This window comes from Enterobacter sp. MF024, assembly GCF_005843915.1.
In the GTDB taxonomy this organism is placed as follows: Bacteria; Pseudomonadota; Gammaproteobacteria; order Enterobacterales; family Enterobacteriaceae; genus Enterobacter; species Enterobacter barmai.
The window spans coordinates 328806-349632 of sequence record NZ_VCBB01000005.1 but is presented as its reverse complement, the minus strand read 5'-3'; the positions used below and the strand labels follow the sequence as shown (position 1 = coordinate 349632).

General features: G+C 56.5%; 15 protein-coding genes, 1 tRNA gene and 1 pseudogene. 5 read left to right on the top strand and 12 right to left on the bottom strand.

The window, feature by feature from the left end; genetic code table 11:
• Window positions 1–3 precede the first annotated feature (3 nt).
• Complete coding sequence (yejM, locus tag FFB58_RS11070; RefSeq protein ID WP_039031026.1) at window positions 4–1764, top strand: LPS biosynthesis-modulating metalloenzyme YejM; 1761 nt, start codon at window positions 4–6, stop codon at window positions 1762–1764.
• Between the two features lie 72 nt (window positions 1765–1836).
• Window positions 1837–1913, top strand: a tRNA-Pro gene (locus tag FFB58_RS11065).
• Window positions 1914–1973: 60 nt separating this feature from the next.
• On the opposite strand, the gene FFB58_RS11060 is transcribed toward FFB58_RS11065, so the two are convergent.
• The 5 genes from FFB58_RS11060 to FFB58_RS11040 all read right to left on the bottom strand — a co-directional run bounded on the left by FFB58_RS11060 (window position 1974) and on the right by FFB58_RS11040 (window position 6210).
• Window positions 1974–2498: a phospholipase D family protein gene (locus FFB58_RS11060; RefSeq protein WP_138369893.1), complete on the bottom strand. Its 525-nt coding sequence runs from the start codon at window positions 2496–2498 to the stop codon at window positions 1974–1976.
• A 22-nt stretch (window positions 2499–2520) separates the two neighbouring features.
• Window positions 2521–2961: a hypothetical protein gene (locus FFB58_RS11055; RefSeq protein ID WP_138369892.1), complete on the bottom strand. Its 441-nt coding sequence runs from the start codon at window positions 2959–2961 to the stop codon at window positions 2521–2523.
• A 306-nt stretch (window positions 2962–3267) separates the two neighbouring features.
• Window positions 3268–4671 carry a DUF1996 domain-containing protein gene (locus FFB58_RS11050; RefSeq protein ID WP_138369891.1) on the bottom strand — a complete coding sequence of 468 codons (1404 nt, stop codon included), beginning with the start codon at window positions 4669–4671 and terminating at the stop codon, window positions 3268–3270.
• 91 nt (window positions 4672–4762) lie between these two features.
• Window positions 4763–5947 carry an MFS transporter gene (locus tag FFB58_RS11045; protein WP_138369890.1) on the bottom strand — a complete coding sequence of 395 codons (1185 nt, stop codon included), beginning with the start codon at window positions 5945–5947 and terminating at the stop codon, window positions 4763–4765.
• A 2-nt stretch (window positions 5948–5949) separates the two neighbouring features.
• Complete coding sequence (locus FFB58_RS11040; RefSeq protein WP_039031021.1) at window positions 5950–6210, bottom strand: DUF2534 family protein; 261 nt, start codon at window positions 6208–6210, stop codon at window positions 5950–5952.
• Window positions 6211–6400: 190 nt separating this feature from the next.
• Here FFB58_RS11040 and eco point away from each other — a divergent pair, with 190 nt between their 5' ends.
• Window positions 6401–6898 (top strand): serine protease inhibitor ecotin, encoded by a 498-nt coding sequence (gene eco / locus FFB58_RS11035; protein WP_138369889.1) that lies wholly within the window; start codon window positions 6401–6403, stop codon window positions 6896–6898.
• 34 nt (window positions 6899–6932) lie between these two features.
• Here the strand turns inward: eco and mqo are convergent, their stop codons facing one another.
• Window positions 6933–8588: a malate dehydrogenase (quinone) gene (mqo, locus tag FFB58_RS11030; protein ID WP_138369888.1), complete on the bottom strand. Its 1656-nt coding sequence runs from the start codon at window positions 8586–8588 to the stop codon at window positions 6933–6935.
• A 185-nt stretch (window positions 8589–8773) separates the two neighbouring features.
• On the opposite strand from mqo, the pseudogene FFB58_RS11025 reads away from it, so the two are divergent.
• A pseudogene (locus tag FFB58_RS11025) lies at window positions 8774–10062 on the top strand (SulP family inorganic anion transporter).
• Here FFB58_RS11025 and mgtE read toward each other — a convergent pair.
• The 6 genes from mgtE to FFB58_RS10995 all read right to left on the bottom strand — a co-directional run bounded on the left by mgtE (window position 10025) and on the right by FFB58_RS10995 (window position 17401).
• Window positions 10025–11461, bottom strand: coding sequence for a magnesium transporter (mgtE, locus tag FFB58_RS11020; protein ID WP_039031018.1), 1437 nt, complete (start codon window positions 11459–11461; stop codon window positions 10025–10027). The pseudogene FFB58_RS11025 and the gene mgtE sit on opposite strands and share 38 nt — an antisense overlap.
• Before the next feature lie 141 nt (window positions 11462–11602).
• Complete coding sequence (locus FFB58_RS11015) at window positions 11603–13246, bottom strand: multidrug ABC transporter permease/ATP-binding protein (RefSeq protein WP_138369886.1); 1644 nt, start codon at window positions 13244–13246, stop codon at window positions 11603–11605.
• Window positions 13247–13322: 76 nt separating this feature from the next.
• Window positions 13323–13973, bottom strand: coding sequence for a DNA oxidative demethylase AlkB (gene alkB / locus FFB58_RS11010; RefSeq protein ID WP_138369885.1), 651 nt, complete (start codon window positions 13971–13973; stop codon window positions 13323–13325).
• On the bottom strand, window positions 13973–15037 hold the full coding sequence (ada, locus tag FFB58_RS11005) for a bifunctional DNA-binding transcriptional regulator/O6-methylguanine-DNA methyltransferase Ada (protein WP_138369884.1): 1065 nt from the start codon (window positions 15035–15037) through the stop codon (window positions 13973–13975). Before ada ends, alkB begins: the two co-directional genes overlap by 1 nt.
• A 72-nt stretch (window positions 15038–15109) precedes the next feature.
• Window positions 15110–16165 (bottom strand): FAD:protein FMN transferase ApbE, encoded by a 1056-nt coding sequence (gene apbE / locus FFB58_RS11000; RefSeq protein WP_138369883.1) that lies wholly within the window; start codon window positions 16163–16165, stop codon window positions 15110–15112.
• Between the two features lie 120 nt (window positions 16166–16285).
• Window positions 16286–17401 carry a porin OmpC gene (locus FFB58_RS10995; protein WP_138369882.1) on the bottom strand — a complete coding sequence of 372 codons (1116 nt, stop codon included), beginning with the start codon at window positions 17399–17401 and terminating at the stop codon, window positions 16286–16288.
• A gap of 739 nt (window positions 17402–18140) precedes the next feature.
• Between FFB58_RS10995 and rcsD the strand changes: the two genes are divergently transcribed.
• Window positions 18141–20813, top strand: a complete 2673-nt coding sequence (rcsD, locus tag FFB58_RS10990) for a phosphotransferase RcsD (RefSeq protein WP_039031012.1) — start codon at window positions 18141–18143, stop codon at window positions 20811–20813.
• The last annotated feature ends 14 nt before the right edge of the window (window positions 20814–20827 follow it).

The window sequence follows — 20827 nt, the reverse complement described above, 5'->3', positions numbered from 1 at the left end:
TTTATGGTGACGAATCGTCAGCGCTACCGTGAAAAAGTCTCCCAGATGGTTAGCTGGGGACACTGGTTTGCCCTGTTTAACATTCTGCTGGCCATGGTGCTTGGCAGTCGTTATCTGTTTGTCGCCGACTGGCCGACGACGCTTGCCGGACGCGTTTACTCCTGGATAAGCGTCATTGGCCATTTCAGCTTTCTGGTATTTGCCACCTATCTGCTGATCCTCTTCCCGCTGACGTTTATCGTCATGTCGCAGCGGCTGATGCGGTTTGTCTCCGCCATCCTCGCCACCGCAGGCATGACGCTGCTGCTGATCGACAGCGAGGTCTTTACCCGCTTCCACCTGCATCTTAATCCCGTCGTCTGGGAACTGGTGATCAATCCCGACCAGAACGAAACGGCGCGTGACTGGCAGCTGATGTTTATCAGCGTGCCCATAATCCTGCTGATTGAGATGCTGTTTGCCACCTGGAGCTGGCAAAAACTGCGCAGCCTGACGCGCCGCCGTCGCTACGCTAAACCGGTCGCCGCCCTGTTTTTCGTGGCCTTTATCGGCTCGCATTTCATGTATATCTGGGCGGACGCCAACTTCTACCGGCCGATCACCATGCAGCGCGCGAACCTGCCGCTCTCCTATCCGATGACCGCCCGTCGCTTCCTCGAGAAACACGGCCTGCTGGATGCTCAGGAGTATCAGCGCCGCCTGATCGAACAAGGCGATCCTGAGGCCGTATCGGTGCAGTATCCGCTGAGCGATCTGCGCTACCGTGACATGGGTCAGGGGCAGAACGTCCTGCTTATCACCGTCGATGGTCTTAACTATTCGCGCTTCGAAAAGCAAATGCCGACGCTGGCAGAGTTCGCCGATAAGAACATCAACTTTACCCAGCACATGAGCTCGGGTAACTCCACCGATGCCGGTATCTTTGGTCTGTTCTACGGCATTTCGCCGGGCTATATGGACGGCGTGCTGTCGTCGCGTATCCCTGCGGCGCTGATCACCGGGCTGAACCAGCAGGGCTACCAACTGGGCCTGTTCTCCTCAGACGGCTTTAACAGCCCGCTGTACCGCCAGGCGCTGCTGTCTGATTTCTCTTTGCCAACAACGAAGAGCCAGTCCGACGAACAGACTGCCGGACAGTGGATCAACTGGCTTAACCGATATGCCCAGGACGATAACCGCTGGTTCTCCTGGATTGCCCTGAACGGCACAACGCTTGATAACAGCAACCAGAAAGCCTTTAACCGCCGCTACGCCCAGGCCGCAGGCAATGTGGATAACCAGATTGCCCGGGTGCTGGACGCGCTGCGCGAATCCGGCAAACTGGATAACACGGTAGTGGTGATCACCGCCGGACACGGCGTGCCGCTGGGTGATGAGGGTAATGGTGTCGACTGGGCGCGCCCTCGCCTGCACGTTCCTCTGGTGATCCACTGGCCTGGCACGCCATCGCAGCGCATTAACATGCTGACCGATCATAAGGATGTGATGACCACCCTGATGCAGCGTCTGCTCCATGTCAGCACGCCTGCCAATGAGTATTCTCAGGGTCAGGATCTGTTCAGCGCAACGCGTCGTCATAACTGGGTTACTGCCGCCAGCAATAATACGCTGGCCGTCACGACGCCGACTCTGACGCTGGTGCTGAGCAGCAACGGTAATTACAAAACCTATAACCCGCAGGGTGAGAAACTTGACGACCAGACGCCGCAGCTAAGCCTGCTGTTACAGGTGCTGACGGATGAGAAACGGTTCATCGCTAACTGATTTAAAATTAATCAGTTAGCCTGCGCCACACTTGCATTAAATGCGGAAATGGGTAGTATAAATTTCTCGTGTCGGCACGTAGCGCAGCCTGGTAGCGCATCGTCATGGGGTGGCGAGGGTCGAGAGTTCAAATCTCTCCGTGCCGACCAAAAATCCCAAAAAACCAACCCATTGCGGTTGGTTTTTTTATGCCTGTGATATGAAGGGAACTACTTTTTAGCGATAAGCCAGCGGCTATTGAAATGAGCCTGATACCGGGCGAGAAGCTGCGGGTTGCCTTTGATGATCAGCACGTTTTCTGAGTTTTCAAACTCCGCCGATGCTGCAAAATTAAACGATCCTGTTTCAAGCGTTTCTCCGTCAACGATCATCATCTTGTCGTGCTGGATGTGGTAGTGATTGTCTTCCCTGATATTGACCCCGTTAGCCAGGGCCCAAACCACCGCTTTTTTACTGGTCCTGTTCTGGTTGCGCCGGTAGTCAATCACTGCCCTCACCCTGACGCCTCTCTTTTCAGCACTCACCAGCGCCTGCACGATGTCGGCGCTGCTGAAGGTATACGCCATCATATCTATCCTCGATTGGGCAGAATTGATGGCGTTAATAACTAAGGCTCTGGCCGATCCTTCAGGACTAAAACCCACCTGAATTGATTCAGAGGCATGAACGGCGGACGCGGCGCAAAGGCTAAGGGATGCGACCAGGGCGGTCGCAACGAAACCTGTGGACCTCATTGATTTTGCTAAGAAAAAAATGTCAGTGAACTACAGTGGCGCTGGTAACAACATCAGCACTACTGATTTTTAAGGCCACGGTCTGCATGCCCTTTACCCAGGTCAGCGGTTTTGTATTTTTAAAACCATATCCCTCAAGCGCGTTGTAAGCAGCATCAACGTTTTGTCCATGAACGCTATCGCGCAGAAAGCTGTTCAGTTCAGCGGATTTCTGGTTCTCCGCCTTTGATTTATGAATGTCGCAGCTGCCGTCCATATCCGTTTGTTCATTACATCCGGAGCGTTCAAGCTGGGCGCGATACTTTGCGTTAATCGCCAGTGCCGGGGACGACACTACAGCGGAGAGCATAACAGCGAGCAGTAATTTTTTGACCATATTAGTTAACACCACGAAGATTAAAAATAATAAAATCAGCGAGTTATTATTACTTTGTAAACAAGTCGCTCTGCTTAAAAACAACACAGTTGATTCGCATCGGAAATTATCATTGCGTGCTGTGATTCACAAAGGAAATTATTTTAAAGTCAAACTAATAAGTTATTGATATGAGTCAGGACGATTAACTATGCCATTATTTCTAAAGGTAAAATTCATCCGTCAATAACACTGAGAGCCGTTTCAGATGAAACAGGCCCAGCACAATAAATTACTCAACTAACTGAATTGACTCTCCTTTTATAACCTATCCCGACAATTGTAAGCGTTTGTAAGCCATAAAAAAGCCAGCCTGTTAGCTGGCTGGCATGTGTACTCAGGTTTTACGCCCGGTTAAATTTCCGGCGTCTTTTTATAGCCCACCACCATCAGGACCAGGCTCTCTTTGGCGTTAGCGGGCTGGAACTGGTAGTGATTCCCCTGACGATCCCCGCCGATGTACCAGGAAATTTCTGTCTTGCCTGCGGCCAGCGCTTTTCGCACTGCTTTATCGACGTCCAGCATGCGGTATTCTCGGGCGTTATTGAGATAGAGGATCGCATCCGAGTTGTAACTGCAGGAAGGACGTTTCTTCCATGTGACGGTCGCAGGATCCCAGTCGTTGCTGGCCGGATAAAAGAAGATCTGATCCGCGCCGTTGGCTTCGACTTTTCCGCCGTAGATCCGCACCCGGTATTTGAACTGCGATGGATCCTGCCCTTCCGGCAGCGCCGGGATCTTAAATTTAACCAGACTCATGGTCTCGCTGTTGCGGGTGCGGCCGCCGTTTTTCCAGTTATCCTGAACCAGCAGGGTTTGCGGCGCAGGTGCCGGGGTAGCCGGCGTTTCGCTGCTCACCCAGACGTTGGCCAGCGCCTTCGAATAGCTGTACGCCACGTTGGTACCGCAATCCATGCTCTGATTCATGCACAGCTCAGTCATAAACCGCGCGCTGTCTTCGTGCCAGCCATTTAAAAAGTCAGCGTGGGCGGTGTAGAGGCTTCCCCAGCGTTCTTCCCGCGCATCGCCATTCATGACGGGATCGAGGGAAAGCTGCGCTTTGGCCGTATCCAGAGAGGTGATGTCGTGAAGCACGTAAGCCACGTTCATGTTAACCGTCGGGATTTTCACCGGATAACCGGACGGGCACTGCCCTTTCACATCGTATGTGGCATTTGCCATGCCGTGGTGGGGTTTGAGGTGAATGCCGTCCCAGCAGTTGGGGAACTGGATGCCGATATTAAACTGCACCGCATCTTTAGCCTTTCTCAACCCGCACACTTCACCGATTTTATTGGTGTAACCTTTGCCGTTGCCGCATAAAAAGGTGATCCGCGAGTTAGGGGCACTGCCGTGATGGTCCCCCGCCAGCAGCGCCAGACCTGCCGGGAACGGGTTGAGGGGATACTGATCGACGTTGCTGGCCTGATAGTAGGTTTTCTGATACGCGGGCTGCACCACCGTACCGTCCGGCAGGCGCATCGACGGCGCCCAGTAAGCCGAGCCGTCCGCTTTGTTATCGCAGGTGGTTTCCGGCTGCTTACGCAAAGAGGCATAGTCAGAGAAAGCATCGGTATGGGTGTTACCGAAAAAATCGTGCAGCATCGCCTGGTTAGCGTGGCCGTACATCATGATGGCGTCATCGCCAAGGGTGTGGTTATAGGCGCAGACAACCTGGGCCTGCGGGCCTGCATGAGCGTAAAGCGAAGGCAGCAGAAGGGCTGACGCCAGCGCGGTGTAAAGTGTGGTCCGTTTCATGGTGTTCTCCTGACTGAAAGGACCACATTGGTAACAAAACCGCGCTAACTCTCCGAATTATTAACGGAATAATTTTCCCCTGACGGGCGCTTTACAGCTCCGCCGGTCGTTTCAGCAGGTAGATCAGCGTTATCAGGCAGATCATCGCTCCGGCATAGAAGGTGTATTCCGCGCCCCACGTTTCCCAGATGATCCCCGCCCCCAGGCTGGCAATCAGCAATGCCACGCCGCTCACCATGCTGAACAGGCCAAACGCGGTACCGCGCAGGTCGGCGGGGGCCGTTTTGGCGATCATAGCGGTCAGCAGTCCCTGGGTCATCCCCATATGGATCCCCCACAGCGCCACGCCGACGATAATCCCCACCCAGTGGGTGCTCAGCGCCAGCACGATATCGGCGGCTATCAACACCGCCAGCCCCCACATCAGCAGGCGGGTGTGGCTCATGGCATCGGAGAGTTTGCCGAACGGATAGGCCGAAAACGCGTACAGCAGGTTCATGGCGACCATCACCAGCGGGATTAATGCCAGCGGAATATCGGCCTGCTGGGCGCGCAGCACCAGAAAGGCCTCGCTGAACCGGGCCAGAGTGAAAACTGCCCCGAGGCCAATCACCCACCAGCAGCTGGCGCCGAGGCGCTTCAGGTTCTCTTTTTTGACAGGGTTGGTACGTTTGTGGGCGACAGGGGTGGCGGGCTCATGCAGGCCGACAAAGAGCAGCAAGACGGCTAAAACGCCGGGAATCACGGCAATCCAGAAGATCGTGCGAAAATCGTCGTTCCACAGCAGCATCATGCCGACGGCCAGCAGCGGCCCCAGAAAGGCGCCGATGGTATCCATCGACTGGCGCAGTCCGTATGCTGCCCCGCGTAGTTCGGGCGGGGTGACGTCGGCGACCAGCGCGTCGCGGGGTGCGCCGCGGATCCCCTTCCCTACCCTGTCAATCAGGCGCGCGCCGAGGATCATCCCCGACGAGGAGGCGATGGCAAACAGCGGCTTGCTGGCGGCACCCAGCCCGTAACCCAGCAGCGCCAGCCCTTTACGTTTTCCGAGATAGTCGCTGATAGCGCCGGAAAAGACCTTAATGATAAGCGCGGTAGCTTCCGCCAGCCCTTCGATCAGGCCAATGAAGATCACGCTGGCGCCCAGGGTGGTCACCATAAAGAGCGGCAGTAAGCTATGGATAATTTCCGATGAAATATCCATCAACATGCTGACGCCGCCAACCACCCAGACCCCTTTTGGGATCCGGCTCAGCGTGGAAAACCGGGAGATCATGCTCAGTGCTTATCGCTGCCGCCGAGGAAAAATATCCCCAGCGGGATAGCCAGCAGGACGGTAAAGACCGTGCTGTAAACCAGCACCATCGCCGATTGCAGAACGTACATGCTGGTGGTCCACTCGGTCAGCGGAATGTTGTACTGCTCAACCACGCCAATGATGGTCACACGGCCCACCCCCATCACCGCGATCAGAAAAACCGTCAGCAGCGCCAGCAGAAATTTTTTCCCCGCCGGGGTGTTAAGTTTATTACGTACCATGCGTGTTTTCCTTCACAGATAGATAACAAAGATGCTGCTCACCCTACCACGATCGCCCCTCCGGCACCAATCCAGAATTTAAAACCAGATTAAAGGCTTTTTGTCAGTGATATAAACCAGATAAAAATAAAATTAAGGCAAAAAACACCAGTTGTGATAGGGTGATGGCCACCGTTTGACATAAAAAGGAATGACTGTGAAAAACGCATCCAAAAGCATCGTCGGCCTGCTGGCCCTCACCTGCGCCAGTGCATACGCCACGTCTGCCGACCAGCCGCTCAGCAAAACGGCCCCGTATCCGCAGGCGGAACAGGGTATGAAGCGCCAGGTTATTGACCTGCCAGAGCAGAAAGATGAAGCGAATTACAAGGTTGAACTGCTGATCGGCCAGACGCTGGAGGTGGACTGTAACGCGCATCGCCTCGGCGGTCAGTTAACCAGCAAGACGCTGGAAGGCTGGGGATATGACTATTACGTCTTCGATAAGGTCACTTCGCCGGTCTCCACCATGATGGCCTGCCCGGACGGCAAGAAGACCCGCAAATTTGTGATCGCCAGTCTGGGCGAGCATAGCCTGCTGCGCTACAACAGCAAGCTGCCGATTGTGGTCTACACGCCTGCGAACATCGAGGTGAAGTACCGCGTCTGGCGGGCTGACGAGAAAGTCGAAAACGCCGTCGCGCGTTAATAAAAAAGCCGGGTGATAACCCGGCTTTTTTACATCAGAGCGCGATATCCGCCACCGGTTTGCTTTCCGGCTGGGAAGTCGCCTGCGGCTGAGCCTGAGGCGCCGCATCCGGAGCCTGAGGTTTTTCATATTTCAGCTGCAGCACGCGGCTGGTGTACTCCAGCTCCTGCTCGGTGGCGTCGATATTACCGTTCAGCGAAGTGCCGTAAGACGGAATGATGGTCTTCAGCTTCGCCTGCCAGTCCGGGCTGGCGACTTTGTCTTTGAACACTTTTTCCATCAGGTGCAGCATGATCGGCGCTGCGGTGGAAGCGCCCGGCGATGCGCCCAGCAGCGCGGCCACGGAGCCCTCTTTATCGCTCACCACTTCGGTGCCCAGGCGCAGCACGCCGCCTTTTTCCTCATCACGCTTGATGATCTGCACGCGCTGGCCCGCCTGCCACAGACGCCAGTCCGCTTTCTTCGCATCCGGATAGTACTCTTTCAGCGCTTCAAAGCGATCGTCATCGGAGAGCAGCACCTGGCTAATCAGGTATTTCACCAGATCGAAGTTATCCAGACCCACATCTACCATCGGCCCGACGTTCGAGGTGGTGGTGGAGCTGAGCAGATCCCACAGCGAGCCGTTCTTCAGGAATTTGGTCGAGAAGGTGGCGAACGGCCCGAACAGCACCACGCGCTTACCGTCAAGAATACGGGTATCGATATGCGGCACCGACATCGGCGGCGCGCCCACGGAGGCCTGACCGTAAACTTTCGCCAGATGGCGATTCACCACCTCCGGGTTTTCTGACACCAGGAACTGCCCGCCAACCGGGAAGCCCGCATAGTTTTCCGCTTCCGGAATACCGGTCTCCTGCAGCAGCTTCAGCGCCGCGCCGCCAGCACCGATAAAGACAAACTTCGCCTTGATGACGTGCTCTTCTTCATTGTGCGCCAGATCGGCAACGGTCACGCTCCAGGAGTTGTCGGCGTTACGCTTAAAGCCGCGCACTTCGGTATTCAGCGACAGGTTGAAGTTCTCTTTTTTCTGCAAAGAGCTCACCAGCTGACGGGTGATTTCGCCGTAGTTTACGTCGGTACCGATTTCCGTACGGGTGGCGGCCACTTTCTGGTTCGGGTCGCGCCCTTCCATGACCAGCGGTGCCCACTCTTTGATCTGAGCGTGATCTTCAGAGTACTTCATGCCGCGGAACAGCGAGCTCTGCTGCAGGGCAGCATAACGCCCACGCAGGAAGTTAACGTTGTCGTCGCCCCAGACAAAGCTCATGTGCGGCACGGTATTAATAAAGCTGTGCGGATCGTGCAGCACGCCGCTGTTCACCTGGTGAGACCAGAACTGACGGGAGATCTGGAACGCTTCGTTGATCTCCACGGCTTTCTCAATGCTGATGGAGCCGTCTTTCTTCTGCGGGGTGTAGTTCAGCTCCATTAACGCGGAGTGACCGGTACCGGCGTTGTTCCAGCCGTTGGAGCTCTCCTGCGCCACGCCATCCAGGCGTTCAACCATGGTCATGGACCAGTCCGGCTGAAGCTCCTGCAAATAGGTTCCGAGGGTGGCGCTCATGATCCCGCCGCCGATTAACAGAACGTCCGTTTCCTGCTCTTGCGATGCCTGAGCCTTCGCCGCCGTGGAGACAGCACTAAGGCTTGCCGCCGCAGCCAGCAGCAGGGCAGTCATTTTTTTCATAATTAATGCCTTCGTAATACGCGTTGTTCGCTATTTATGCAGATGAAGTCGAGTGCGGCGCCACGGTAACAACATTTAAATATTGTTTAAAGGTTAAGAAATTATTGTAATTGTGAAATTTAATGGTGGAATGTTTGTATGGGAATGGCGTGTCCGGCTGGCAAAACGGTCATTTTGTGGCTACTATGCTGCACTTTGTGATCGCGCGCACGGAAGCCCGCCCAAACCTGCGAATCCTATGTCTCAATCTTTAATGCCCAATGAAAGTCGCGTAACCGCTGTGTTGCGCTCTCCAACGCTTTTTGTACGTGAAATACTGGCCGGTGTGATCACCGCTCTGGCGTTGATTCCGGAGGTGATCTCCTTCTCCGTGGTCGCGGGCGTCGACCCGAAAGTAAGTCTGTTCGCTTCGGTAGTTCTGTGTCTGGGGCTGTCGGTAATGGGCGGTCGCCCGGCAATGGTAACCGCCGCTGCGGGTTCCGTGGCGCTGGTGATCGGGCCGATGGTTCATCAGCATGGCGCGCAGTATATTCTGCCGGCGGTGCTGCTGGCGGGCCTGATCCAGATCCTGTTCGGGGCGCTGGGAATGGCGCGGCTGATGCGCTTTATCCCGCAGGCGGTAATGACCGGGTTTGTTAACGCTCTGGGGATTTTGATTTTCTTCGCTCAGGTACCGCATTTCTGGAGCAGAAGCCCGCTGATTGTCGGCCTGTTTGTGCTTACGCTGCTGATTGTGCTCTGGGCCCCCCGCTACATTAAAAGTATTCCTTCCCCGCTGATTGCCATCGTGGTGCTGACGATTTACACCGTGACCAGCGGCCAGCTGCTGCCGACCGTCGGCGACGAAGGCTCCATTGGCGGCGGCCTGCCGGGGATCACCCAGATGCTGGTGCCGCTGAATCTGCACACCCTGAGCATTATCTGGCCCTGCGCCCTGAGTATTGCTTTTGTCGGCCTGATGGAATCACTCCTGACCGCGAAGCTGGTGGATGAGCTGACGGCAACCCCGTCCAGCAAGCGCCGCGAGAGCATGGGGCTTGGCGTGGCGAATATCATGGCGGGCTTCTTCGGTGGTATCGCCGGTTGCGCGATGATCGGTCAGACTATCGTTAACGTCGAGATGGGCAAAGGACGCAGCCGCGTCTCGACCTTTGCCGCCGGGCTGGTGCTGCTGTTGCTGGTGACCGCCCTGAGTGAAGTGATGGCTAAAATTCCGATGGCGGTGCTGGCGGGGATCATGGCGATTGTCGCCATCAAAACCTTTAACTGGCAGAGCATTCGCCCTGCCACGGTGAAAGGCGCGCCGGTTGCGGAAACCCTGGTGATGCTGGTCACCGTCGGGGCCACCGTTTCAACCGGCAACCTGGCGATTGGCGTGGTAGGCGGGATTATCATGATGGCGATCCTCCCTGCCCGCCTGCGTCGCCATCGCGCCGCTACAGCAGAAACAGCGTCGCCAGCCCAAGAAAAATAAAGAAACCGCCGGTATCGGTGATGGCGGTGATCATCACGCTCGACCCCACTGCGGGGTCGCGCCCGAGGCGGGTCATTACCATCGGGATGATTACCCCCATCAGCGCCGCCACCAGCAGGTTCAGCACCATCGCCAGGGTCATCACCCCGCCCAGCGCCATATCGTCATACAGCCACCAGGTCACACCCCCCATAATCCCGCCCCACACCAGGCCGTTGATCAGCGCCACGCCCAGTTCGCGCAGGATCAGGAAGGTAAAGTTGCCCGGCTGAATATGCTGCAGCGCCAGGGCGCGCACGATCATGGTGATGGTCTGGTTACCGGTGTTGCCGCCAATCCCTGCCACGATAGGCATCAGCGAGGCCAGCGCCACCAGCTGGGAGATGGTGTGTTCAAAGCCGTCGATCACCCGCGAGGCGATAAACGCGGTACAGAGGTTGATCGCCAGCCACGCCCAGCGGGTTTTCACCGCCTTGCTCACCGGGGCGTACACATCCTCTTCGGCGCTCAATCCCCCAAGGGCGCGCATGTCGTTGTCGGTCTCTTTATAGACCACGTCGACGATCTCATCGATGGTCAGACGCCCCATCAGCTTACCCACCGAGTCCACCACCCCGGCGCTGAGCAGGTTGTCACGCTCAAAGGTGCGGGCAGCCTTTTCGGCGTCGTCTTCCGGGGAGAAGAGCATCGGCTCCGTTTCCATCACCTCGCTGACGCGGGTCTGAGCGCTGTTCAGCAGGATGGTCTGCAGCTCAAGCTCGCCGAGCAGGCTTTTATCCCGCGCGGTGACAAACAGCTTGTCGGTGTTCTTCGGCATTTTGCCCAGCCGCCGCAGGTAGCGCTGGACGGTGCCCAGGGTCACGTCCGGGCGCACGGTGATCACGCTGAACTCCATGATCGCGCCGACGCGGTCCTGCTCATAGTGCATGACCTGATGCACGCGGGCGCGGTCCTGAGGCGGCAGCGAGGCCAGCAGTCGTCCGGTCAGGTTTCGCGGCAGATGCTGGACCAGGTAGAGCTGGTCGTCGATGTCCAGCGTGCGGACCGCGTCGAGAATGGCGTGGTCGCTCATCTCATCGATCAGATCGTCCCAGACGTTTTCGGAGGCCTCCAGCAGCACCTGCCCGCGCTCGTGATCCTCGACCAGCCGCCACAGGGCGTGGCGCTCTTCCGAGGGCAGCGCTTCAAGGGTGTCGGCGAGATCGGGCGGCGGCAAATGTGCCACCAGCGCCCCTACCTCAGCAATATCGTCGGCTAACGTCCCGACATCATATTGCTCAGCCAGGGTCAGTTTGCCCAGCAGAGTGGAGGTAAGCGCTTTGTCGGTGGTCATCAGCCAGATCAGGCGCGCACGCTCTTCATCGCGCAGCCGTGCGCTATTTTTCGTTAATCCAGACATCAATTATCAATCCATTAAATGAGTTGGCATTAAGCATAGCGTGGGCTTGTGTAAATATTAATAAACGGATGAGAGGAGAGGATAAAAAAGCAGCAGGCGGGGAAAACAGACCCGGCGGCAGAGCGCCACCGGGCAGGCGGGTTATGCGGTACGGGCTACCGCATCACGCGACGCGGCATCACGTTCGGCACCGGTCAGTTCCGTCAGCTGGCCGCTGCGCATCTCAAGCAGGCGGTCGGCATGGATAAAGTAGTGATCGTCATGGCTGATGGCAAAGATGGTTTTGCCCATCTGCTGCATCAGCGGGAGCAGCACCTGATAAAACTCGCGGCGGAAATGCGGGTCCTGATCCGCCGCCCACTCATCCAGCAGAATGATGTCGCGCTCTTCCGCCAGGGCCAGCAGCAGGGCTACGCGCTTCTTCTGCCCTTTCGACAGCTTAAGGTTGAGGATCTTGCCATCCTGCAGCTCCAGCTTGTGCGACATTTGCAGGTGCGCCAGCCATTTTTCCACCAGCGCCGGATCGGCCTGCCTGCCTTCCGGCCCCAGCAGCTGATCGAACAGCCAGACGTCGGTAAACACAGCGGAGAACAGCTTGCGGTAATCTTCCGGTTTTTCGGCACTCAGCGGTTTACCGTCCAGCAGGATCTCCCCCGACTGCGGCTGGTACAGCCCGGTCAGGAGCATCGCCAGGGTTGATTTTCCGCTGCCGTTGCCGCCAATCAGGAACAGCAGTTCGCCGCGGTTAAGGGTTAAGTTCACCGGCCCGACGGAGAAGTCGTTATCCTGGTACTTAAACGTCACGTTGCGCAGCTCCAGCGTCTGCCAGTTCGGGAATGCCTGCGGGCGTGGGAATTCCGCTTGGTACGGCGCAAGCGCAAACTTGCGCAGCTTGTTAAAGGCCACCTGGGCGCTGAGCAGGGTCGGCAGCGCGCCGACCGCCGAAAGCAGCGGCGTGCGCAGGAACAGCAGCGTCAGCGAGTAGGTGGCGGCGACGTTGGTGTCCGCCCAGCCGAGGCTGTTGGCCATCCAGAAGACCAGACCAATCGCCCCCAGCATCATGATATTTGACCAGTTAACCGCGCTCAGGTGGAAGGTATCGGCCCGCACGATGTGGTGGCGATATTCACGGGCATCCGGGATATAGAGGTTATTGAAGATGTGCTCGGCGCGCTCGCGGTTGAGGGTCAGCTCTTTGCGCCCTTCCAGCACCGTCTGATAGTCGTTATAGAGCTTGTCTTCGGTTTCGCGCAGTACCGCCATGTGTTTGTAGACGCGTGACACCAGCAGGTAGCCGCCCCAGATGGTGATCGCAATCCACAGGGCGGTGATCGCCAGCATTTTGGTGGAGAGCCAGGCCAGATAGGCCGCCGATCCGAAGGTCAGAATGACCCCCTGCACCAGTTCCGGCAGACGTACAAAGGCGATGGTGATCGAGCGAACGTCGCTGGTTAACCCGGCCAGCAGCGAGGCGCTGCCCAGCTGCTCTACACGTTCAACCTGGGTATCCAGAATCCGCTTGATGAACTCGCTGCGCAGGCGGTAGACGAAGTGGTGACCCAGCGTCGTCAGCGCCAGCTGCGAGCCCAGCGTGACGGCCATCAGCAGAACCAGCAGACCGAGAAATTCCGGCAGTACCATCAGGGTGGTGTCGACGGTTTCAATTAAACGCAGGTTGATAAAGGCGATAAGCCCGATACCCAGCGCGGCGCTGAGCAGGCTTAATGCCATCACCGCGATAAACGGCCAGCGGTATTGACGCCAGACCAGTAACAGGAGTTCCATGCAGAGCAATCCAGACAAGAAAAAACAGCCAGCAGTGTAAACTGCTCGCCGCTTACATCAAGAATAATTCTTATTTTTATTCGTTGTTCGCTGCCTGGCGGAAGGTGAGGTTGTAGCGATAGTCGCCGGTAAGCGGATGGGTCCCCGGTTTAAGAGGCTGAATGCCATGGTAAAACAGTCTCGATGGCCCACCCCAGACCACCACGTCGCCATGCTCCAGCAGCAGACGTTTAAGCGGATCGTTGCGGCGCAATCCGCCGAACTGGAATACGGCGGGCAGGCCCAGCGATACCGAGACAATCGGCGCCCGCAGGTCCGCTTCATCTTTATCCTGATGCAGGGAGAGCTTCGCCCCGACGGCGTAGCGGTTGATAAGACAGGCATCCGGCTGAAACTCGGGATAACCTGCCGCGCAGGCGGCGTCATGGCACAGAGCGGCAAACGCCTCCGGCATCGGCGGCCAGGGGGCCGCGGTGAGCGGGTCGAGCGGTGAATAGAGGTAGCCCCGCTGATTAGTGGTCCAGCCCAGCCCGCCGCAGTTGGTCATCGCCACCGACATGGTGTACCCCCCCGGGGTGACCATCTGGCGAAACGGCGAGACGCCTGCCACCTGGTCGAGGGCCTGCATTAACGCAGGCCCGCCAGCCCGGGCGAAGCGGCGCAGGATCACCGCCCCGGGCGCCAGCGGCTCCTGCCAGGGTTGTTCATCGGCAAAAAGATCGAGCATCACACCTCCTCTTTTTTGGCTTCGCGGCGCAGTAACGCCGCTTTGCGGGCCGTGCCCCAGCGGTAGCCCGAGAGCCCGCCGTCGCTACGCACCACCCGATGGCAGGGAATAACGATTGCCAGTTTGTTGGCGGCACAGGCCCGGGCCACGGCACGCACCGCGCCGGGATGCCCGATGGCGTTGGCCACCTGCTGATAGCTTGCCGTCTCTCCACCTGGAATGGCGCGCAGGGCCTGCCAGACCTGGCGCTGAAAGGCGGTGCCGCGAATATCCAGCGGCAGCGTGAGCGCGACGGCGTGGTTGTCAATGCTGGCGATCACCCGGGCGACGCGCGAGGCAAAGGCGGCATCGGCCTGCTCCCTGTGGGCGTGAGGAAACATCGTCTCCAGCTCGGCAATCAGGGCGCTATCGTCATCGCCGGGCAAAATCGCGCAGACGCCCCGCCCGCTTTCCGCCACCAGGCAGCGCCCCAGGGTGCAGTCGCTCAGGGCGTAACGCACGGTGGTCTCTTCCCCGCCGCTGCGGTACTGCTTCGCGGTCATCCCCAGGGTCGCGTCGGCCCTGCGATAGTAGCTGCTGCTGCCGGGGAATCCCGCCGCCAGCACGGAGTCGGTAATACTCTCGCCCTGCCCCAGGGCATCGCGGAGTCTTTTCGCCCGGGCAGCCTGCTGCCAGCCTTTCGGCGTCATGCCGGTCGAGGATTTAAACAGACGATGAAGATGATACGGGCTCATCGCCACCTGCTGCGCCAGCATCTCCAGGGTCAGGGGCTCTTCCTGCTCCAGTAACCGGCAGGCTTTTTCGATGGTGGCGACGCGCTGCGCCTGCGGATCCTCTTGATCCGGGCGGCAGCGTTTGCAGGGGCGAAAACCCGCCTGTTCAGCGTGGCGGGCATCAGCATAAAAGCGGACATTTTCGCGCAGGGCATGGCGCGCCCGGCAGGACGGGCGGCAGAAGATACCGGTGGTCTGTACGGCAAAGACGAACTGACCGTCGGCATGACGATCGCGGGCCAGCACCGCCAGCCAGCGTTGGTCATCATTATTCAGGTTTGGCTTTTTCATGATCGGCTCCATCTGTAAGCATACTCATAGCCTGCCTGAGCGCCAGCCGACAAAAACCCGCAACCTTGCTTTTTAATTCGCCCCGTTAACGAGGAAACTGGCGAACTGCGGGGACATCCAGGTTTTGAAGCTCTCGCCTTCGCGTGTGATCATATAGACCGCCAGCCCTTGCTGCCGCACGATCTCTTTGGCTTTTTCCGCCCCCAGCACCATCAGACCGGTATCCCAGGCATCGGCTTCGAGGGCCGTCGGGGCGATCACCGTCACCGACACCAGATTATGGGTAATCGGACTGCCGGTCTGGGGATCGATCACGTGGGAAATACGCTTGCCGTCCAGCTCATAGTAGTTGCGGTAGCTGCCGGAGGTGCTGATGCCGTGGCCGTTGATATCGACAATGGCCTGCACAGCATTCTCCCTGTCGGTCGGCTTCTGGATCGCCACGCGCCAGGGCTTATCACTCGCATTCATGCCCCGGCTGACCAGCGCCCCGCCCACAGAGACCAGATAGCGGGAGATCCCCTCTTCGGCCATCAGCTGCGCCAGGTGATCGGCAGCATAGCCCTCACCCACCGTGGAGAGATCGACAAACAGATCGGGAATGTCTTTTTGCAGATATTGCTGACCGGACTGATTAATCACCGACAGATGCTGCAGCCCCGTTTGCGCGCGGGCGTCGTCAATTTGCGCCTGGTCGGGTATTTGTACCGGCTGCTTGTTCGGGCCAAAGCCCCAAAGGTTAACCAGAGGGCCGACGGTAATATCCATCGCGCCGTTGGTTTTGTAGCCCACCCGCAGCGATTCGGTGACTATATCCGCCATCGCTTCGCTCACCGGCCAGGGTGAAGTGCTTTTCGACTGGTTAAAGCGCATCAGCGCCGAGTCGTTCTTATAGGTGGACATCAGCTGATCATCGCCATCCAGCTGGGACTGGATCTTGCCGCGCAGCTCTTCTGCCCGGGCAGCGGAGAGATCGATGGCGCTGACGCGCCAGAAGGTGCCCATCGTTTTCCCTTCCAGCACCGTTGCGGCGGCGGTTTCGCTCTTTACCGGCGGTGTTGGGGCATCACATGCAGACAGCATAAATAGGGTCGCCAGAATGCCGACACGCAGAAAAGTAATTTCCATTCGTTATTATCCTCAAGCCTGAGACCGGCAAGAGTACACCAAAAAGCAGGCTTTGTAAGGGCCTGACAGCAAAACCAAAAAAAGGGGCCATTTGGCCCCTTTCGCAATACGACGTAAGACTTAGAACTGGTAAACCAGACCCAGCGCTACGATGTCATCGGTGCTGATGCCAGCGCGGTCGGTGAATGCGTTGTCATCCAGCAGGTTGATTTTGTAATCAACGTAGGTGGACATGTTTTTGTTGAAGTAGTAAGTCGCACCAACATCAACATATTTCAGCAGATCCTGGTCGCCGTTACCTTCGATGTCCTTACCTTTGGACTGCAGGTAAGCCACGGATGGACGCAGACCGAAGTCGAACTGGTACTGTGCAACCACTTCGAAGTTCTGCGCTTTGTTAGCAAAGCCGTAAACTGCGTTAGGGGCATCGCTCTGAGAGTTACCGAAACGGGTCGCGTTGTAGGTCTGGGAGTACTGCGCTGCCAGGTAGATGTTGTTCGCATCGTATTTCAGGCCGCCGCTGTAAACTTCAGCGTGGTCGCCACGGCCATAAACGCCTGGACCGTTCTGGTCTGCGGTACGTTTAGAAGAAGAGGCTGCCGCACCCACGCTGAAGCCTTCGCCCAGATCGTAGGTCAGGGAGCCGCCGAAGCCGTCACCGTTCTGTTTCAGCAGGCTACGGCCACCGACGTTCTCGCCGCTGACGCTGCCGTTTTTACCCTGGTACTGCAGAGCAAAGTTCAGGCCATCAACCAGACCGAAGAAGTCCTGGTTACGGTAGGTAGCAACGCCGTTACCACGGGATTGCATGAAGTTGTCAGAACCGTAGGTGTCGCCGCCGAATTCTGGCAGAACGTCGGTCCAGGAGGTTACGTCGTAGATCACGCCGTAGTTACGACCGTAGTCGAAAGAACCTGCTTCAGCGAATTTCAGACCTGCGAAGGCCACACGAGTCCAGGACTGGTTGCTGCTGCTTTCTGTGTCATTAGCCTGAACGTTGTATTCCCACTGACCGTAACCAGTGATCTGATCGTTAACCTGAGTTTCGCCTTTGAAGCCGATACGCATGTAGGTCTGGTCGCCGTCAGCGCCTTCGTCATCAGAGAAATAGTGCAGACCGTCTACTTTACCGTAGAGATCTAATTTGTTGCCGTCTTTGTTGTAAATTTCAGCCGCATTCGCTGCGCCTGCTACCAGCAGTGCTGGCACCAGGAGGGACAGTACTTTAACTTTCATTATTTTAACCCTCTGTTATATGTCTTTTATTACCACTGCTTACTGATTAACCCTCTTAACCAGTCGGCAAGTTCATTCTCCGCAAAAATACAGAATAATCCAACAAGAATATGATACGAAAACTTTTAAGATGTTTCATATTGCCGTATAGATGTTTCAATTTGTAAATATGAGGGAACTTTTTTGCCGCACAATAAGTTAAAAAATAAAGCACCAATAATCAAAAAGTTAAAATAAACAATTAAATTCAACAAGTTACAGAAAAATAAATTATAGCACTGATTGACAAAACAAAAATCCGGGCGGCTAATAAAATATCTCTCGCTATCATCATTAACTTTATTTATTACCGTCATTCAAATTTGAATGTCTGTTTATCCAGAATTGAACCGAATGCAATGCATTCGGTTTTTTTTTACTCATCTTTACGCAAATTCAAATAATTTGTGCTACCCACCTGAAACTATAACGACTATTAATTAAATCCTCGCGTACTATTTTTAGCCTCAGAAATTGAATGGTTGATTTAATTTCTTGTTTATTCGTGCTATTTTTTCGCGAAATTGTCAATTATTTGTACAATATTGATCCGAACGTACAGATTTAACGCGGTTCGTTTGTTTTGCGCAACGCGTCGAAAAAGTCAGCATATGCGAGAGAGTGAGGCTGGAAATTCGATTATTACGCTTTATACTGCCCTACTCGCCTGCAGCGCAGCCATAACGGATTAAACACATCAATGAGTCAGTCTGATATCACAACCGCGAACAAGTTCTCCCTGCTTCCGGGCAGCATTACGCGTTTCTTTCTTCTACTGATCGTTGTGCTGTTAGTGACCATGGGCGTGATGGTGCAGAGCGCCGTGAATACCTGGCTCAAAGACCGCAGCTACCAGATTGTCGATATCAGCCACGCGCTGCATAAACGCATCGACACCTGGCGCTATGCCACCTGGCAGATCTACGACAACATCGCGGCGACCCCAACCACCTCCTCTGCGGAAGGGCTGCAGGAGACGCGCCTGAAACAGGACGTCTACTATCTTGAGAAAACGCGACGCAAAACCGAGGCCCTGATCTTCGGTTCCCACGACAGCGCCACGCTGGAGATGACCCAGCGGATGTCAACTTACCTGGATACGCTGTGGGGCGCGGAGACGGTTCCCTGGTCGATGTACTATCTCAACGGTCAGGACAACAGCATGATCCTGATCTCCACCCTGCCGCTTAAGGATCTCTCTTCCGGGTTTAAAGAGTCTACGGTGGGTAACATTGTCGATTCCCGCCGCGCGGAGATGCTGCAGCAGGCTAACGCCCTGGACGAGCGCGAAAGTTTCTCCTCCCTGCGCCGGCTGGCCTGGCAAAATGGCCACTACTTTACCCTGCGCACCACCTTCAATCAGCCAGGCCATCTGGCGACGGTGGTGGCCTTCGATCTGCCGATCAACGATCTGATCCCACCGGATATGCCGCTCGACAGCTTCCGTCTGGAACAGGACAACACGGTACAAAACCTGCGCGCACCGACGGACAAAGAGAGCCCGGACAGCGTCTCTATCTCCTTTAATGGTTCGAAAATCGAGATTGCTTCAACCCTGAACACCACCGGCATGCGCCTGGTCTGGCAGGTGCCTTTCGGGACGCTGCTGCTTGATACCCTGCAAAATATTCTGTTGCCGCTGCTGCTTAATATCGGTCTGCTGGCGTTGGCGCTGTTCGGTTACAGCACCTTCCGCTCGCAGCCGGGTCGCCAGAGCGATGTCCCCGTTGCGTCCGGCACCAGCAACGAGCTGCGCGTCCTGCGCGCGCTGAATGAAGAGATAGTCTCCGTGCTGCCGCTCGGCCTGCTGGTGCACGATCAGGAAGCCAACCGGACGGTGATCAGTAACAAAATTGCCGACCACCTGCTGCCGCACCTGAATCTGCAGAACATCACCAGCATGGCGGATCAGCACCAGGGGGTAATTCAGGCCACCATTAATAACGAACTGTACGAGATCCGTCAGTTCCGCAGCCAGGTGGCGTCGCGCACGCAGATTTTCATTATTCGCGATCAGGATCGCGAGGTGCTGGTCAATAAAAAGCTCAAGCAGGCGCAAAGGCTGTACGAGAAAAACCAGCAAGGCCGCGCGGCGTTTATGCAGAATATCGGCGAGGCGTTCAAACTGCCGCTGAAGGCGCTGGCCAGCGAAGCCGCCCATTTATCCAGCCCGGAGAGCCTGCAGCTGTCGTCTCATGCCGACACGCTGGTGCGGCTGGTGGATGAGATCCAGCTGGCCAATATGCTGGAAAATGACACCTGGAAGGGCAATGCGTCGCTGTTCTCGATTCAGGATCTGATCGATGAAGTGGTGCCGGAAGTGCTGCCGGTGATCAAGCGCAAAGGGCTGCAGCTGCTGATTAACAACCCGCTGCGCGCGAATGATGAACGTCATGGCGACCGTGACGCCCTGCGCCGCATTCTGCTGATGCTGATCCAGTACGCGGTCACCACCACCCAGATCGGCAAGATTACTCTCGAAGTGAGCAGCGATGAGTCGGCCGACGACCGCCTTACCTTCCGTATCCTGGATACCGGCGAGGGGGTCACGGCCAGTGAAATCGACAATCTGCACTTCCCGTTCCTCAACGAGACCCAGGGCGACAACTATGGCAAAGCCAACGCCCTCACCTTCTGGCTCTGCGATCAGCTGGCGCGCAAGCTGGGCGGCCATCTGAATATCAAAGCGCGTGAGTCGCTGGGCACCCGCTACTCCCTGCACGTGAAAATGCCAGCCACGCCGCAGGAAGCAGAGGAAGATGAACGCCTGCTGGATGACGTGGTGATCATGGTGGACGTGACCTCGAACGAGATCCGCAATATCGTGGTTCGTCAGCTGGAAAACTGGGGCGCAAGCTGTATTTCCCCGGACGAAAGGCTGGCAAGTCAAGAATATGATCTCTTTTTAACGGATAATCCGTCTAATCTTACTGCCTCGGGCTTGCTTTTAAGCGATGATGAGCCAGGCGTGCGAAAAATTGGCCCCGGCCAGGTGCGCGTCAACTTTAATATGAGCAATGCTATGCAGGAAGCTGTACTACAACTAATAGAAGAGCAGCTGTCGCAGGAAACGATCCCGGAATCCCCACTGGGCGGCAACGGAAATGCTGAACTTCATGCCAGCGGATATTATTCGCTCTTTGTAGACACAGTACCAGATGATGTTAAGAGGTTGTATACTGAGTCGGCCGCGAACGACTTCGCGGCGCTGGCTCAAACAGCACACCGGCTCAAAGGGGTGTTTGCCATGCTTAATCTGGTTCCAGGCAAGCAATTATGTGAAACGCTGGAACATCTTATTCGTGAGAAAGATGCCGCCAGCATAGAAAAATACATCAGCGACATTGACGCCTACGTCAAAAGCTTGCTGTAGCAAGGTAGCCCTAT

Excerpts from the sequence above, each read along its gene's own strand:
- FFB58_RS11050 (WP_138369891.1), bottom strand. The coding sequence starts at position 4,671 with ATGAAACGGACCACACTTTACACCGCGCTGGCGTCAGCCCTTCTGCTG.
- ada (WP_138369884.1), bottom strand. The coding sequence starts at position 15,037 with ATGAAAAAGCCAAACCTGAATAATGATGACCAACGCTGGCTGGCGGTG.
- mqo (WP_138369888.1), bottom strand. The coding sequence starts at position 8,588 with ATGAAAAAAATGACTGCCCTGCTGCTGGCTGCGGCGGCAAGCCTTAGT.
- mgtE (WP_039031018.1), bottom strand. The coding sequence starts at position 11,461 with ATGTCTGGATTAACGAAAAATAGCGCACGGCTGCGCGATGAAGAGCGT.
- apbE (WP_138369883.1), bottom strand. The coding sequence starts at position 16,165 with ATGGAAATTACTTTTCTGCGTGTCGGCATTCTGGCGACCCTATTTATG.
- FFB58_RS11015 (WP_138369886.1), bottom strand. The coding sequence starts at position 13,246 with ATGGAACTCCTGTTACTGGTCTGGCGTCAATACCGCTGGCCGTTTATC.
- eco (WP_138369889.1), top strand. The coding sequence starts at position 6,401 with ATGACTGTGAAAAACGCATCCAAAAGCATCGTCGGCCTGCTGGCCCTC.
- FFB58_RS11060 (WP_138369893.1), bottom strand. The coding sequence starts at position 2,498 with ATGAGGTCCACAGGTTTCGTTGCGACCGCCCTGGTCGCATCCCTTAGC.
- rcsD (WP_039031012.1), top strand. The coding sequence starts at position 18,141 with ATGAGTCAGTCTGATATCACAACCGCGAACAAGTTCTCCCTGCTTCCG.
- FFB58_RS11040 (WP_039031021.1), bottom strand. The coding sequence starts at position 6,210 with ATGGTACGTAATAAACTTAACACCCCGGCGGGGAAAAAATTTCTGCTG.
- FFB58_RS11045 (WP_138369890.1), bottom strand. The coding sequence starts at position 5,947 with ATGATCTCCCGGTTTTCCACGCTGAGCCGGATCCCAAAAGGGGTCTGG.
- alkB (WP_138369885.1), bottom strand. The coding sequence starts at position 13,973 with ATGCTCGATCTTTTTGCCGATGAACAACCCTGGCAGGAGCCGCTGGCG.
- FFB58_RS10995 (WP_138369882.1), bottom strand. The coding sequence starts at position 17,401 with ATGAAAGTTAAAGTACTGTCCCTCCTGGTGCCAGCACTGCTGGTAGCA.
- yejM (WP_039031026.1), top strand. The coding sequence starts at position 4 with ATGGTGACGAATCGTCAGCGCTACCGTGAAAAAGTCTCCCAGATGGTT.